The sequence below is a fragment of the Alteromonas sp. ABD4_190 genome (assembly GCF_056160105.1).
Genome location: NZ_JBSWWN010000001.1, coordinates 955696 through 971647, shown reverse-complemented (window position 1 = coordinate 971647; position 15952 = coordinate 955696). Strand labels below are relative to the sequence as shown.

At 44.8% G+C, this 15952-nt stretch carries 13 protein-coding genes and 1 other RNA gene; 7 read left to right on the top strand and 7 right to left on the bottom strand.

Annotated features, from left to right (window positions below; genetic code table 11):
* The first annotated feature begins 81 nt into the window (after nucleotides 1–81).
* Both ACXAFM_RS04300 and ACXAFM_RS04295 read left to right on the top strand, forming a co-directional pair.
* Nucleotides 82–885 (top strand): DUF481 domain-containing protein, encoded by an 804-nt coding sequence (locus tag ACXAFM_RS04300; RefSeq protein WP_474827229.1) that lies wholly within the window; start codon nucleotides 82–84, stop codon nucleotides 883–885.
* Nucleotides 886–1098: 213 nt separating this feature from the next.
* Nucleotides 1099–1845, top strand: a complete 747-nt coding sequence (locus ACXAFM_RS04295) for a DUF481 domain-containing protein (protein WP_474827227.1) — start codon at nucleotides 1099–1101, stop codon at nucleotides 1843–1845.
* Between the two features lie 221 nt (nucleotides 1846–2066).
* Here ACXAFM_RS04295 and serA read toward each other — a convergent pair whose 3' ends face one another.
* The 7 genes from serA to ssrS form a co-directional block, all read right to left on the bottom strand.
* Complete coding sequence (gene serA, locus ACXAFM_RS04290) at nucleotides 2067–3296, bottom strand: phosphoglycerate dehydrogenase (protein ID WP_474827225.1); 1230 nt, start codon at nucleotides 3294–3296, stop codon at nucleotides 2067–2069.
* 459 nt (nucleotides 3297–3755) lie between these two features.
* Nucleotides 3756–4412 (bottom strand): ribose-5-phosphate isomerase RpiA, encoded by a 657-nt coding sequence (rpiA, locus tag ACXAFM_RS04285; protein ID WP_474827223.1) that lies wholly within the window; start codon nucleotides 4410–4412, stop codon nucleotides 3756–3758.
* Nucleotides 4413–4502: 90 nt separating this feature from the next.
* A complete protein-coding gene (locus ACXAFM_RS04280) occupies nucleotides 4503–5150 on the bottom strand; it encodes a 5-formyltetrahydrofolate cyclo-ligase (RefSeq protein ID WP_474827221.1) in 648 nt (215 codons plus the stop codon).
* Nucleotides 5151–5183: 33 nt separating this feature from the next.
* Nucleotides 5184–6812: an ATP-binding protein gene (locus tag ACXAFM_RS04275; RefSeq protein ID WP_474827219.1), complete on the bottom strand. Its 1629-nt coding sequence runs from the start codon at nucleotides 6810–6812 to the stop codon at nucleotides 5184–5186.
* A 59-nt stretch (nucleotides 6813–6871) separates the two neighbouring features.
* Nucleotides 6872–7813, bottom strand: a complete 942-nt coding sequence (locus ACXAFM_RS04270; RefSeq protein WP_474833543.1) for a nucleoside hydrolase — start codon at nucleotides 7811–7813, stop codon at nucleotides 6872–6874.
* Nucleotides 7814–7835: 22 nt separating this feature from the next.
* The gene (locus tag ACXAFM_RS04265; RefSeq protein WP_474827217.1) at nucleotides 7836–8732 is read right to left on the bottom strand and encodes a ribokinase; all 897 of its coding nucleotides are present in this window, start codon (nucleotides 8730–8732) and stop codon (nucleotides 7836–7838) included.
* Between the two features lie 21 nt (nucleotides 8733–8753).
* Nucleotides 8754–8936, bottom strand: a non-coding RNA gene (ssrS, locus tag ACXAFM_RS04260) — 6S RNA.
* A 532-nt stretch (nucleotides 8937–9468) separates the two neighbouring features.
* Between ssrS and ACXAFM_RS04255 the strand changes: the two genes are divergently transcribed.
* The 5 genes from ACXAFM_RS04255 to ACXAFM_RS04235 all read left to right on the top strand — a co-directional run bounded on the left by ACXAFM_RS04255 (nucleotide 9469) and on the right by ACXAFM_RS04235 (nucleotide 15915).
* Nucleotides 9469–10035: a UPF0149 family protein gene (locus ACXAFM_RS04255; RefSeq protein ID WP_474827215.1), complete on the top strand. Its 567-nt coding sequence runs from the start codon at nucleotides 9469–9471 to the stop codon at nucleotides 10033–10035.
* A gap of 75 nt (nucleotides 10036–10110) precedes the next feature.
* On the top strand, nucleotides 10111–11424 hold the full coding sequence (gene pepP / locus ACXAFM_RS04250; protein ID WP_474827213.1) for a Xaa-Pro aminopeptidase: 1314 nt from the start codon (nucleotides 10111–10113) through the stop codon (nucleotides 11422–11424).
* A 45-nt stretch (nucleotides 11425–11469) separates the two neighbouring features.
* Entirely contained in the window at nucleotides 11470–12858 is a 1389-nt protein-coding gene (locus ACXAFM_RS04245) for an FAD-dependent monooxygenase (RefSeq protein WP_474827212.1), read from the top strand.
* On the top strand, nucleotides 12845–14017 hold the full coding sequence (locus tag ACXAFM_RS04240; protein ID WP_474827210.1) for an FAD-dependent monooxygenase: 1173 nt from the start codon (nucleotides 12845–12847) through the stop codon (nucleotides 14015–14017). The genes ACXAFM_RS04245 and ACXAFM_RS04240 overlap by 14 nt, the downstream gene beginning before the upstream one ends.
* Nucleotides 14018–14364: 347 nt before the next feature.
* The gene (locus ACXAFM_RS04235) at nucleotides 14365–15915 is read left to right on the top strand and encodes a M28 family metallopeptidase (protein WP_474830504.1); all 1551 of its coding nucleotides are present in this window, start codon (nucleotides 14365–14367) and stop codon (nucleotides 15913–15915) included.
* The last annotated feature ends 37 nt before the right edge of the window (nucleotides 15916–15952 follow it).

Below are 15952 nucleotides of genomic sequence, written 5' to 3'. Positions count from 1 at the left end.
AGCTCCGCCATAGGATTGGTATTTTAAGCGTCTCAATTAGACGTAATCTAATAACTATAAAGCTCGACGTAAAACCAGATTATGTTCAGAAAACTCTTCCGGCCACGTGTTGTTGTAGGTGCCATTTGTATTGGCGTGTGTTTATCTGCAAACGCGAGGGATCTCATTGAAACGCTTTATCATGCAGACTTCACTCCCGATGCCGATGATGAAATACCGCGTTTTACATTAGACGGAGAGCTCGGTGTTTTAATTAATACCGGCAACACATCTGCAGCCAGCGTGAAAGCGGCAGTGAATGCCGACCATGAAACTGAAAACTGGAGCAGCATTTATTTTGCTGAGCTGCTGTACAAAGAAAGCGGTACGCCTACCACGCAGCGCGACATAAGCGCACAGCGCTTTTTTACCAGCGCACAATTCGACTATAAACTGCTTACGCCTGGCCGCCGCCTTTTCATGTATGGCGATTACGAAGACGATAAATTTACAGGGTATGAGCACAGGGCTTCATTAGCCGCGGGTTGGTCACAACGCGTTTGGCGAAACGAAGACAGTGAGTTTCGTTATAGTGTAGGGCCAGGTTACACCTTTATCGAAGCAGAAGAAGACAGCGATAATCTTGTTAACGACGGGGTAATAGTACGCGCATCAGCCGAGTACAAATATCACTGGAGCTCGGGTGCCAAACTGCGTCAATTTCTGAGCACAGAAGCTGGTGAAGAAAATACCAAGTCCCGTTCTGAAACCTCGCTTTCAGCTAATGTATTTGGCTCTTTAGCGATGAAGCTATCTTTTATATTGAACCATGAAACCGACACGCCTGAAGACGTTGCGGCGTTAAGTACTGAAACGTCAGTAGCCTTAGTCTATCAATTCTTTTAGTCAATTAGTGTAAATTAACGGTCTAAATAGGGCTTTTTAACGTGTTCGCATTGACTGAGAGGCTTGAAAATGTACACTGCGCACCATTGTTTGTAGTGTCGTCTTCCTTGCGGCATTACTGAAAAGACTTCTTTTAAAACTCGTGTTGTACCGCCTTGTAGTTCAAAAGGTGTCGTGTACAACGAATGGACCGTTAATCAATAGGATTGTTCAATGAAAAAGCAAGCGCTTGCATCTCTAGTTGCAATTTCCCTTTCTCCTGCTGTATTCGCTCAAGACGATGAAGTTAAGCCTTTTACAATGGAAGGTGAACTAGGTTTCATCTCTACGTCAGGTAACACTGAAACAACATCTATCAGCGCAGGTATTCAAGCGCATCAAGAGCTCGAGAAGTGGAGTAACGACTACATTCTTAAAGGTCTTTACAAGAAAGAGACGGTAGAAGGCGATGACGGGGAAGATGTTGAATTTACTTCTGCACAAAAGTTCTTCGGTTCAGCGCAGGGTAACTACAAACTTGCCAACCCAGATAACCGTTTATTCGGTTTCGCATCTTATGAAGACGACAGATTCAGTAACTTTAACTACCAGGCTACTGTAGCTGCGGGTTGGAACCAAAAGGTTCTTCAAAACAAGCGCCATACCTTAGAATATTCAATCGGTCCGGGTTATTCTTTCATTGAAACTCAAGACGGTGAAAACCTTGATAGCATGATTGTTCGTGCATCATCAGCATATTCTTGGAAGATTTCTGATACTGCTAAATTTACTCAAACAGTGAGTACAGAAGTGGGTTCTGACAACACTAAGTCACGTGCTGAGTCAGCCCTAACTGCTACCATTAGCGGTAACCTTTCTATGCGTCTTTCATTTAAGTTAGATCACAACACCAACGTTGATGACGATGTAGAGAAGCTTGATACTGAAACTGCTGTAAGCCTAGTTTACAACTTCTTCTAAACTTTACTGAAGCGCCTTGACTGCTCGGTTGTGCGGTGAGGCGGTTTAATGTTTTACCTAGGTAATTCCTTTATACACTGATGCCATAGTGTTGTTGGAATAGGCGCTAGAACCAGTGCATTGCTGAGTAAAACAAAAGTACAGATACAAAAAACGCTGCAATGTTGCAGCGTTTTTTTATTCCATGTTCTTCAAAAAAGCCTAATGAAGAAAAGCGCTTTTTAGTGAAGAATGCGAGTCTTGATCGTACCATCAATTTGTTGAAGCTCTGCCAATGCCTCATAGCCACGGTCTTCTTTAACATCCACAACCACGTAACCAATTTCCGCGTTAGTCTGTAGATACTGGGCTTCAATGTTAATGCCTTTTTCTGCAAACGCTTGGTTAATTTGGGTAAGAATACCCGGTTGGTTTTTATGTACGTGAAGAAGTCGTGAACGACCGGTGTGCTCGGGCAGCGATACTTCAGGGAAGTTAACCGCTGACAACGTAGAGCCGTTGTCGCTGTATTTCGCTAGCTTTCCAGCCACCTCAATTCCGATGTTTTCCTGCGCTTCTTGTGTGCTTCCGCCTACGTGTGGCGTAAGAATAACATTGTCGAACGCGCGAAGCGGTGACTCAAACTCTTCAGTGTTAGACTTAGGCTCTACTGGGAACACATCGATGGCAGCGCCGTTAAGGTGGCCACTTTCCAGTGCCTTAGCCAGTGCGTCAATATCAACTACGGTACCGCGTGATGCGTTAATAAGAATGCTGCCTTTTTTCATTTGAGACAGTTCTTTCTCGCCAATCATATCTTGGGTTTGCGGCGTTTCGGGAACGTGTAGTGATACCACATCAGAGGTATTAAGTAGCTTTTCAAGCGACTTCACCTGAGCAGAATTACCTAACACTAACTTGTCTTCGATATCGAAAAATTGAACGCGCATGCCTAAATGTTCAGCAAGAATACTTAGCTGAGTACCAATGTGACCATAGCCAATTATACCTAAGGTTTTTCCGCGAGCTTCATAAGAGCCTACTGCGGTTTTCTCCCACTCACCGCGGTGCGCCTTAGCGTTTTTGCTAGGCACTTGGCGAAGCAAAAGAATAATTTGCCCAAGAACAAGTTCTGCAACAGAGCGTGTGTTAGAAAACGGGGCGTTAAATACCGGGATGCCACGACGTTGTGTGGCTTCAAGGTTAACCTGGTTGGTACCAATGCAGAAACAGCCGATGGCAACAAGTTTTTGTGCTGCATCAACTACTTTTTCAGTAATTTGAGTGCGTGAACGAATGCCAACAAAGTGGGCGTCTTTGATTTTCTCTATCAACTCATCTTCAGGAAGAGAGGTTTTGAGAAATTCAATGTTGCTATACCCATTGCTTTGTAGTGTTTCCAAAGCACTTTGGTGAACACCTTCCAACAACAAAATTCGGATTTTATCCTTCTCTAATGAAACTTTGCTCATGAACTCGCTATCTCTCGCTGATTTAATTTGGGTTGCTGGCAGTGCGAACCATAGACTCTTGTGATTTTCTCAGTAGTGAATAATCTAAATATGCACTACTTTCTTTGCAATAGAGCCTGGTCTGGCGCCTGCTGTCTAGCGTTTTTAATTACGCTATTTGCTTTAATAAAAAAGGTTTTCAACCTTAAGCAATATATACATCTAGCCGCAAAAACACCTATCACTTAAGACATCTAGACGTCTAAACGGAAATTAACAGAAAACACGCTAAGTTAAAAGCAGTATTTTGCGTAGCTTTTCACCAAAACGCTTTGATACCCACGGCTAAAATGCCTGTTCCGTTTATACTCATTGAATACGTTATTTAGAAGTAACACTTTTTGTAATGCAACACCAAGGCGCGTGCATACTGGTTGTTCTGTTATGCCATTGGCTGTACTTAGCATTTTTTAAGAGGTATCACTTAAAGGTTTCGACACCACTTTCTGTGGCACTTAGTACAATATCCGCTCCTCTTAGCGCAAAGATACCGTTAGTCACTACGCCCGGAATATTATTTATTTTTTGTTCCAGTTCGCGCGGATTAAGAATCTCAAGGTTGTGTACATCTAAAATAACGTTACCGTTATCTGTCACTACTCCCTGTCGGTATTCAGGATCGCCACCAAGTTTTACCAGTTCACGGGCTACAAAAGAGCGAGCCATAGGAATAACTTCTACAGGAAGTGGGAAGTCACCTAAAACAGGCACGCGCTTACTTTCATCTACAATACAAACGAACGTGGTAGCGGCACCGGCTACAATCTTCTCGCGGGTCAGAGCTGCGCCGCCGCCTTTAATCATATGCTTGTGTTCAGTAACCTCATCAGCCCCATCGATATAAACCGAAAGGTTGCTGACTTCGTTTAACTCGAACACTTCAATGCCTAGGGCTTTTAAACGCTCGGTAGATGCTTCTGAGCTTGATACTGCGCCTTCAATTTTGTGTTTAATGTTACCGAGTTCTTCAATAAAGAAATTTACGGTAGAACCAGTACCCACACCGACAATGCTATCTGCTTCAACATATTCGATGGCTGCTTTGGCTACGGCTTGCTTTTTTGCGTTCTGATCCATGGTGACTCTCCGAATTATCGTGTTCGCAAGTGTAACGTATAAGCGCACATGAACCCACAAATTCGTATGCTCAATTTGTTATAGCGACTATCACGATTTAGTAAATTGCAGAGTGCGCGTGGGTGTTACGATAGCATCGAGCGGCACATCCCACGGTGCAATAGGTAGGGCATCTACTTCTTGAATGTCGTGGGCAATGCCTACCAACTTTGGCGCACGTTTTTCTGAAGGCGAATGGAAACCAGTTTTGTGTTGAGTGAAGCTCAATGTGCGATCGTAATAACCACCACCCATACCCAAACGATTACCCTTGCTATCAAAGCCTACAAGGGGCATAAGAATAACGTCACACTGCGTAACAGGAATAACGTTTTCACAAGCCAGCACGGGTTCTTCAATGTTGTATTTGTTACAAATAAGCTGGGTGTTTGGGTTGTAACATAAGAAAAGTAAGTGCCCTCTGCATACAGGGTGTAGTACAGGAAGTGCGAATCTTTTTTTGCTTGAAGCTTGCCAAACACAATCGATGTAGTACTTTAAATTGACTTCGCCATCATTAACTAAATAACCCGCAATTGTTGTGCTGGTGTTGAGTAAAGGCAGGACATTAAGTTGTGATGCTATGCGTTTAGCAGCATCCTCATGTTGTTCATAGGATAGTTTACGACGTGCATTGCGAAGTTTTTTCCGCAACTGAGCACGAGCTTGCATGCTTTCCTGTGAAACGTATATTTGCATGATTGACGGCCTTACTCGCTTTAAACCAGAAAGTTAACGATCAGATTCACCTAAATATTGATTAAGTACACGAACCAATTCACTACTCTCAATGGGTTTGGTCAAGACATCATCAAGACCTTGCTCACGCAAATATTCTGGCTGGGTTATCACATCGGCCGTTAATGCAACAATAGGCAAATTTGGCTTGAAACCTTTTATTTTAGCTGTGGCTTCATCGCCTTGAATGCCAGGAAGGTTAAGATCCATAAGAACTAAATCCACAGGATTAGACTTGGCGTATTCAACACCTTCTTCGCCAGTGCTCACTACAGAAAGGGACACGCCAAGTTTTTCGAATAAGGTTTGAATAACCACTTGGTTTATATAATGGTCTTCGACCACTAAAACATTGGTGGATTTGCTAACGTTGACTTGGGCCACAAAACTGCGTGGTTCAGCCTCAACAAATTGGTTAGCATTTAAAGCATCAGCAGGTAAAGTCACGCTAATTCGCGTACCTTGGTTTAATTTACTGCTTACTTTGATAGTGCCATCCATAAGCTCGAGCAAGCGTCGAGATATGTTTAAGCCTAAACCCGTTCCATCAATTTGGTGCGCATTTCCCATACGCTCGAAAGGCGTGAAAAGACGCTTTTGGTCTTCATCGCTAATACCAATGCCTTGGTCAATGACATTAAATATTACCTGACCGTTTTTATATTTTACCTGCGCCTTCACAGATTTACCGCGACCAGTAAACTTAATTGCATTGGACAGCAAATTAAGCGCGACTTGTCCAAATTTGGTGTCGTCAAAAAGCAGCGTATCGGGCACGGCGTCATCAATATTTGTAGAAAATATGATACCGCTGTCTTCAGCACGGATCTTCGTTAATGAAAACAAGTGGGTGAAAAAATCTTTGGTGTTTACAGCGCGCGGCATTACGCGCATTTTTCCCGCTTCTATCTGCTTAATGTCTAAAACAGAGTTTACTATTTCTAAAAGCCTTTCACCGCTTTGGCTCACATGGGAAAGTGGTGTAGTAAATGACGAGGGTAAATTTAACTTTTGAGCTTCGCCTTCAAGCAGCTGGCTAAAGGTGTTTATCGCGTTAAGTGGCGTTCTGATTTCGTGACTTATGTAAGACAGAAAGTCTGATTTAAATTGACTGGTGCGCTCTAGTTCTCGGTTTTTACGTTTTAGCTCTAAATGCGCTACTACCGATTTGCTTAGGGTTTGAAGTGATGCTTTCTGCGCTTCTGTCAGTGTTTTGGGTTTACGGTCAATGGCGCAAAGTGTGCCGATTGCGTGACCTGAAGGTGTTATGAGTGGTGCACCGGCATAGAAGCGAATATCAGGGGCACCTGTTACCAAAGGGTTGTCATGAAATCGAGGGTCTATCGTAGCGTTAGATATTTCAAACACTTCTTCTTGCAAAATTGCATGAGAGCAAAAAGCAATTTCACGGGACGTCTCTTCAGCATCCAAACCCACTCGTGACTTAAACCACTGGCGGTCAGGGTCAATTAAGCTAATAAGTGCAATAGGGGTTTCGCAAATTTGCGAGGCCAGCGCTGTTAGGTCATCAAACAGCTGTTCAGCTTCGGTATCAAGTACGTCGTAACTGAGCAACTCGGCAAGACGCTCTTCCTCATCAACGGGGATTGGGGCTGATTGCATTGATTGAACCTAACGCTGAAATAAAAAAGGGATTGTTCATTAACAATCCCTTAAACATATCACAAAGCGTAGGTGTCTATGAATAGTTGTTCCAGTTTTTGATGGTCAACTTTAGTCGCTACCTTTATGGTATTTGCTTCATTCCATAGCGGGCTAGGTGTTGTACCAGTTGGCGCAACCACCGTTTGGCCTCTATCAAGTGTACCTGTACCAACGCGAACGTGACCTTCAGTCAGTTCAAATAGCTCTGGGTGACGAAGGTGAGCAATAGGGAATGCATCGTGGAAGAAGCACACGCGGTCTTCACGGTTTTGTGAGTAAAAGTCCATGTAGAACTGGGCGCTTTCTTTCACAAAGCCGCCAAGCGTATTGTTTTTCTCTTCTAGCTTTTCAACAAAAGCTGGCGAGAATGGCGTGAAGTTCGTCACGTCCAAACCAAACATAGTCAATTCCCAATCTGCCGCAAATACGATTTCTGCTGCGTGGGCGTCATTCCAAATGTTTGCTTCTGCTACAGGCGTAACGTTGCCAGGTACAAACGCAGCGCCACCCATAATGCTAACACCTTTAACCAACTTAGGTAGTTCTGGCTCTAGACGAAGGGCTAGGGCTAAGTTCCCCAATGGACCAATTGCCACTAATGTAATTTCGCCTGGGTACTTACGCGCCATGTCTACGATAAACTGCGCAGAGCTGCGAGGGTCTAGTTCCGTCTTAGGCGCTTCAGGTTTCATATGACCAAAACCGTGTTCGCCGTGCACAAAGTGTGCATAGGTAGACTCAGGCCCTACCCACGGCATGCCTACGCCTTTGGTTACAGGAATGTCTTTACCGGCAATTTCACAAAGGGTTAGCGCATTTTGCGCAGCCATTGTTACCGGGACGTTCCCGTAAACTGTGGTTAAACCAAGTACTTCAATGTCTGGAGATTGGAAAGCGAAAAAGATCGCCATTGCATCATCAATCCCCGGATCTGTATCTAATATGATCTTATGTGCCATCAAATTTTCTCAGTACGTCTTGCTAGTTGGCGTGTTTCGCTAAGAAACGATCCACTTCTTTTTGTGTTGGAATACTCTGTGCTGCGCCTTCGCGGGTTACCGCAATGGCCGAAGCTGCACACCCTCGACGCAATGCTTGCTTAGCATCGGTGTGGTTGCTGTATGCAGACAAGAAATAACCGATAAAGGTGTCACCGGCTGCGGTGGTATCTACCGCGTCAACAGAGAATGCTTTTACTTCTACAACTTCATTTTGGCGCAGCATCATTACACCGGCTTTACCCAGTGTAATAATAACTTCGCAGTGTGACCACTGCTCTTTGAAAACTGTCACAATATCTTCAAGTTCTTCTTTACCGGTAATCGCAGCAGCTTCGGTTTCGTTTACAATAAGTAAATCTACACAGTCTAGCGGAAGCTGTTTAACCGACTCGCTCATAGGCGCTGGGTTGAAGGCTACTTTTAGCTGTTTTTCTTTCGCTTGGCGAAGTACTTCTTCAATGCAGCTGGTTTCGTTCTGCGTTAATACCCAGTCCGAAGGGCGCGTATCGTCTAGCGCTTGCATTACGGTTTTTGCGGTAATAGTTTGGTTAGCACCACCAAATAATACGATGGCGTTTTCACCGCTTGGGGTAACTTGGATGATGGCGTGACCTGAAGGAACTTCTGAACACTTTACACCACGACAATCAACACCCTTTTTAATAAGAGCTTGTTTAAATGAGGCGTCGTTTTCGTGAATGCTGCCAACGTGCCTTACGTCTGCACCTGCTTGCGCTAGAGCAATAGATTGGTTTGCACCCTTACCACCTAACAAGGTTTGGTAATGGGTTGAGGCCAACGTTTCCCCAGGCTGCACAAAGTGGTCTACCTGATAAACGTGGTCAATATTTATAGAGCCAAAATTTATTATTGCCATTTCTTCTTCCGTCGAAAGAGGGCGCTTCCCAGAATGCCGCTGTCCATGTTTCGCCCGTGAACCGAAAAGTTCAGGGCGGAAGTATCACAATTGCCGTAGGCTTCTCGATACGCGCCGAGCTTGCACAATAGCAGCTGTTTCAACTTCCTTGGTTTAAAGCATCGGCCAGGGACATGAATGAACTAGCAAACATCCCAGGAAACATTGTTGTTGTATTAACGCAACAGGGTATAACAAACGCGAGATCCAGTGAAGAGGATCACCTAACGCGCTTTATAACTATTTTTGCGTGGTGAATATAAAAGCGGTAAAAAAATAATATTTTCTTGACCAATTGGTCAGCAATTATACACGCATATAAGATAAGCTCAATAATAACCAAACACGTAATTTAGTTACAAACTTAAAAGTCTTTTAAATACTGCTGCGAGAGGAATTCCGTATCCAACAACGAGGATCTTAGATTAATTATGCGTTCGTTGCTAGGGATAGCAGCGCTCATTTCGTTAAATTAACGTCAATTCGCGGTTGTTTGAACAGTCAGTAAACAATGTATGAGTTTGTTGTACAAAGTATAATCTTTACTATGAATGCGCTGTTTAAACACTGCACGCTAAATTGCCAAAAGTGGGCTTTGTATATTGATTTTTGCTAGTATTAACGCCATCACGGAGTAACGGCCGAAATCAAAAAGGGCTGTGAAAACTCAACTCATCTTAAATAAAGAGAACGAATCGTGGAAAAACAGCTCGAATACGATAGCGTAACTAATAAATTGTCACAGCAAGGTATCATTGTTGATGCGGCAGAAGTACACGGCATTCTAACCGGAATGCTTTGTGGTGGCATGTCGCTTACCGACCAAAAGTGGCTTGAAGCCCTTAGCGAAACCATCAACCAAGGTGATGCGTTCAGCGACCAAACTCAACACCTTCTCAATACGCTTTTCAATCAAACCTGTCAGCAGTTATTAGAGCCTGAATTTGCGCTTAGCTTGTTGCTTCCAGAAGACCAAGCGCCTATTAACGACCGCGGCGCTGCGCTTATCAACTGGGTGCAGGGTTTTATGCTTGGTTTCGGTTTACACCAGCAGGACCTTGTGCAGTGTTCTGACGATGTTAAAGAAGCCCTTGAAGACTTCTCAGATATCTCTCGTATGGAAGAGCCAATGGATGCCGATGAAGAATCTGAAAAAGCACTTTTCGAGGTGGAGGAGTACGTGAAAATCTCAGCTATTTTATGCTTCAGCGAACTTGGTCAATCACTTCTTGATGATCAACAAGACACGCCGTCCGTACACTAGTACATAGGGAAAATTGAAAGTAGTAGCTGTTTAAACGGCCTACTTTTCAGTGAATTAGTTAAGGTTTTCTAGTTTATGATTAGCGCTCAAGAGTTTATTGCTAGGCAAGACAGGCTTCTTGCACAGTGCCAACCAAACAGTGTATGTATAGTACCTGCCGCTGGGCTGGTAACGCGAAGCCGAGATACCGAGTATACCTTTAGGCAAGATAGCGACTTTTGGTATTTAACGGGTTTTGAAGAGCCTGATGCATGGTTGATATTGTCTAATCACCCTCGCTACGGCGAGAGCTATCGCGCAATGGTAGTTCAGGAAAAAGACAAAAGCGCTGAAATTTGGCACGGTAAGCGCCTTGGTGCTGAAGCTGCGCTATCACGGTTCAGCCTAGATGAAGCGTTTGAAACACATGAGTTAGAAGAAGCCTTGTTGGCGTCCATTCAAGGGCAAGATAATGTGTACTTCGCCTTAGGACACAGCAAGCCTCATGACCGATTATTTACCGAAGCCCTAAATACTTTGCGTGAAGCGCCAAAAGAATCATTAGCGCCTGGCGCGATACACGATTTGCGCCCACAGCTGCATGAAATGCGATTGTTTAAATCAGCCTGCGAAGTAGCAATGATGAAAGCGGCAGGGGAAATCAGTGCCCGAGCTCACAAACGGGCTATGCAGTTTTCCTCTCCTGGCTGTTTTGAATATCAACTGGAAGCTGAAATTCACCATGAGTTTGCTATGGCTGGCGCGCGTTCGCCTGCGTACAGCACTATTGTAGGAAGCGGTGATAACGCCTGTATTTTGCATTACACGCAAAATAACGCTCAGGTAAATGATGGAGATTTGATCTTGATCGACGCAGGCGCAGAATATCAAGGTTATGCTGCAGACATTACCCGAACATTTCCTGCAAACGGTAAGTTTAGTCACGCTCAGCGTGAAATTTACAGTGTTGTATTGAAGGCGCAAAAAAGCGTATTGGATATGCTAGTGCCCGGCGTAACGCTTTCTGAAGCAATGCTACACAGCGCAGAAATTATTACTGAAGGTTTAGTTGACCTTGGTGTTTTAGAAGGTAGTGTGGCAGAAAACCTCGAGAGCGAAAGCTGGCGCCAGTTTTATATGCACGGGTTAGGTCACTTCTTAGGGCTAGATGTGCACGACGTAGGTAACTACAAAATAGACGGCCAAGACCGCCCATTAAAACCTGGAATGGTTATAACGGTAGAGCCGGGTATTTATATCAGTCAAGACAGTGAAGCTCCTGATAAGTACAAGGGTATAGGTGTTCGCATAGAAGATGACGTGGTCATTACTGCATCGGGTGTGGAAATTTTGACATCTGACGTGCCTAAAGAAATTGACGAAATCGAATCACTAATGGCGAAAAACTAAAACAATAAAAAGCGCTAAAGCTAGAGCGACGGGAAGACAAATATAGTGGAATCGGCAACGGTTGATGTAGTTATTATCGGTGGTGGGATTGTAGGAACCGTGCTTGCTAAAGCACTTTCTGAAAACATATCTCTCGAAAATTCCGAGGGTGAAAAGCGCGGATTAAGTGTTGCACTTATTGACGCTGCAGACCCAAAAGAAACGACACCCTCTCACAATGATTTCAACCCATTTACCGATACACGAGTTATTGCGTTAGCAAGACGTACCGTTAACGAACTAGCCGATGTTGGTTTAAGCCTTGACGACTTAGCCAAGCAGCACAACGGCGAACTACCTCCTAAAATAAAGCAGATAGAAGTGAGCGATAAGGGCCATCTTGGCCTTTTAAATCTGCACAGTAAAGATTATCACATCGACGCGTTTGGCCAGGTGGTAAGTTTAAGCGCGCTAACGCGCTTAGCAGCAAATGCGAGTACTGCGTATCAGCACATAGCACCAGCAAAAGTGACCGGTGTTGAGCAGCACCGTGACAATGTAGACGTGTTGCTAGATAGCGGGGATGTGATAACCACTAAGCTGCTAATACTTGCAGATGGCGGGCGTTCGGGTTTGGCCGAGCAGGTGGGTATTGCTAAAACAGTTAGTGACTATCACCAAACTGCCATTGTATTTAACGTGCATACGCAAATGCCTCATGAAAATAAAGCGTACGAACGCTTTACCGATTCTGGCCCTCTTGCTTTTCTCCCCTTTGATAGTGAAATTGACGGCGTAAAGGCAAATGGCAATGGTTTTTCAGTGGTATGGACGCTAGAAACGCAAGCCGCTCAAGCACTTATGGAAATGGATAAAGCGTCGTTTATTAACGCGCTTCAACAAGCCTTCGGCTATCGTCAGGGCAAAGTATTAAGGGTGAGTGATACCGCTAGCTATCCCTTAGCGCTGACTAAAGCCCAGCAAGTTACCAGTCACCGAACGGTAGTGGTGGGGAACGCTGCGCAGGCGCTACACCCTATAGCGGGGCAGGGGTTCAATTTGGGTTTGCGAGATTTGAGTGCACTCGTTTCTGTACTGAAAAAAGAATCTGTATTTAAAAGTGCTGTACCTAAGCATTCTATGTCGCCAATTTCGAAGCAAGAGAGCAGTCAAGAAACGCAAACGAAAGCTGGTGCTGACCACTTTGATGCTGGGGCATTCAATATCGTTCAGCGATATGCGAACGAACGTAAGAAAGACCGAGATAACACGATTGCGCTTACCGATACCTTAGTGCGAACTTTCTCCAACCAGTATTTTCCTACCGTCATAGGCCGAAACGTTTCCTTACTTGCATTAAGTATGATGCCGCAAGCGAAGAAAACCTTCGTAAAGCACACAACAGGTTATGGTGTAACACCACACGAAAATAGAGATAACAATGCAGCATGTTGATATAGCAATAGTGGGCAGTGGAATTGTAGGGTTAACCCTAGCCGCAGCGCTAAAAGACAGTGAACTGAATATAGCGGTTATTGACAAGTTACCCTGTTATCAGGTGCTTGCAGATAAGCCAACGGCGCGTGTTAGCGCAATCAATCAGGCTAATATTAAAGCGCTGCAACAGTTTGATGTGTGGCCTCATTTACAGCAGGACCGCGCCAACCCTTATACTGAAATGCATGTGTGGGACAAAGACAGTTTTGGTGATATACATTTTTCATGTGATGAAATGGGAAGCGATACCCTAGGGGTAATCGTAGAGAATCAAGCCTTAGTGAATGCGCTTGCTAAGTCAGTAGAGGCACAGCCTAACGCGCATCTAGTCACTGCGGGTATTGAAAGGGTACTTGCTGGCCCTAATCAAACCATGCTAATGCTAGACAACGACGACGTGCTAAGCTGCAGGTTGCTTGTTGGCGCAGACGGCGCTAACTCTTTTGTAAGAAAGCAGGCCGGCCTGCCAATTACCTTCAAAGATTATGAGCATACGGCCATAGTCGCTAATATCAAAACCGAAGAGCCACACAGCAATGTGGCGCGCCAAGCGTTTGCGCCCACAGGCCCACTTGCGCTACTTCCAATGGCAGAACCAAACGTCTGTTCAATTGTGTGGTCTCAGACGCCAGATCAAGCAAGCTCATTAATGGCACTGGATGACCACGCTTTTTGCCACGCTTTAACTGCCGCAAGTAATAGCGTGCTTGGCACTATTTCGCTAGAAACCGACCGCGCCGCATTTCCACTAACCATGCGCTATGCAAGGCAATGGGCCAAAGATGGGGTGGTGCTGGTGGGCGATGCAGCGCATACCATTCATCCGCTAGCAGGGCAGGGCGCTAATTTGGGAATGCAAGATGCGCTAGCGCTGGCGGAAACTCTAAATGACTTAAAGGTGTCGGGCAAAGACATAGGTTTGTACAAGCACCTGCGCAGCTACGAGCGAAGCCGGAAAACAGAAGCTACGAAAATGATAGCAGCAATGGACGGCTTCAAATTCCTATTCGACGGCAACGACCCTATAAAAAAACTAGTACGCGGTATAGGACTTTCAGCTACAGACAAACTCAGCAGCATTAAAAACGCCTTCGTCAGCCACGCCATGGGCCTATAAACCCAAAAATAATGGGGTCAGAGTACTTTTTCGAATAGTGGGGTCAGAGTACATTATTGGCTTTCCCTATTACAAAACCGAATAAATGTACTCTGACCCCATTCTTGTGGTTTAGTCGTTTCGGCATTGAGATAGTCAGAGGTAAAGGATACTCTTCGGTATCCTTTTTTTATTTCTTGCAATGGCTTATGTTTACTTTCTTGTGCAAACCTTATCGCGCCTTTTCCTTTGCATGCGCAGCGTCTCTACTTACTTCTACTTTACTTACTGGTTCAGCGAATGCTGACGTCACTACTTCCAGTTTGACCTCGGTTGAGCCTTCGTCGACTAAAGCAAAAAATGCACAGATGTCGCTGAGTAACGCTTCTATCGATTTAGAAGTGTATCGTCAGCACGTTAAAACATTGGCTAGTGACGAGTTCGAAGGGCGAGGGCCGTTATCAAAAGGCGAGAAGAAAACCGTAGACTATTTGGTAGCAGAGTATAAGAAGTTAGGGCTGAAGCCGGCTTTTGGTGACAGCTATACGCAAGCTGTGCCGCTCGCAAAAATTACGCCCAGCAACATGAGCACATTAAACATTGGCGACCTTTCTTTTGAAGCGGGCAGTGAGTTTACTGCACGAACACAACGTATAGTAAATGAATACTCACTAACTGAAAGTGACGTGATTTTCGTGGGGTACGGTATAAATGCGCCCGAGTACAATTGGAATGATTACGCCGGCCTTGATGTAAAAGGAAAGACGGTGGTAATGCTGGTAAACGACCCGGGTTTTGCTTCTAAAGATCCAGCGCTGTTTCAAGGCAATGCCATGACCTACTATGGCCGTTGGACTTATAAATACGAAGAAGCCGCTAGGCAAGGCGCAGAAGCTGTTTTCATTGTTCACGAAACTATGCCCGCTGGCTACGGCTGGGGCGTTGTCGAAAACTCGAATTCTAATACTAAGTTTAGCCTAGTCGATGACAACAACAATGCGTCGCAAGTAGGCGTAATGGGGTGGCTTCATCTAAATGCCGCTAGGCAGCTTTTCGAAAAAGCAGGTTTAGATTACGGCGAGATTAAAAGAAAAGCATCTACGCCCGGCTTTACGCCTATCCCGTTAAACACAACAGCATCGTTAAGTTTCGCTAACTCTATCGAGCATGCTGAATCGCAGAATGTTGCCGGTATTTTAGAAGGCACCTCAAAGCCAGAAGAGTGGGTAATGCTGCACGCGCATTGGGACCACCTTGGTAAGGTAGAGAAGAATGGCAAAACCACTATTTACAATGGTGCGGTGGATAATGCGTCTGGCACAGCTGGAGTGCTAACGCTGGCAGATGCGCTCTCAAAGCACAAAGAAGGCTTTGCGCGTACGCTAATGTTTAGCGCATTTACCGCAGAGGAAACAGGGCTGTTGGGTGCTGATTATTTTGCAAATAACCCACCTGTACCTACCAAGAACATGGTAGCCTTTTTAAATATCGACGGCATGAATGTAAACGATGATGTTGATTACATCTTGCAGTACGGTGAAGGTTATTTATCTATTGAAGAGGATTTGGCAAAGGCTGCTTCACTACAAGGTCGAACGGTTAAAATGGACCCGCGCCCTCAAAATGGTCTGTTCTTCCGCTCTGATCATTTCGCACTCGCAAAACAGGGCGTGCCCTCTATTTTGTTCATGAGCTTAGGTGATACCGACCCAAGCTTTATCGCTAAACGCTATCACAAAGCAGATGACGATTATCTTCCAAGCTGGACATTAGGTGGCGTAAAACAAGACCTATCTCTTATTGGAACCATGCTTACTCATTATGCTCAAGGTGATGTATGGCCTTATTGGAAGCGCGAAAGTGACTTCAAAGCAAAGCGTCTACAGGCGTTATCTGGTAGCGAAACTAACGCTAAATAAAACACGCTTGAACGGCAGCTAGTAAAATGACTTTAAA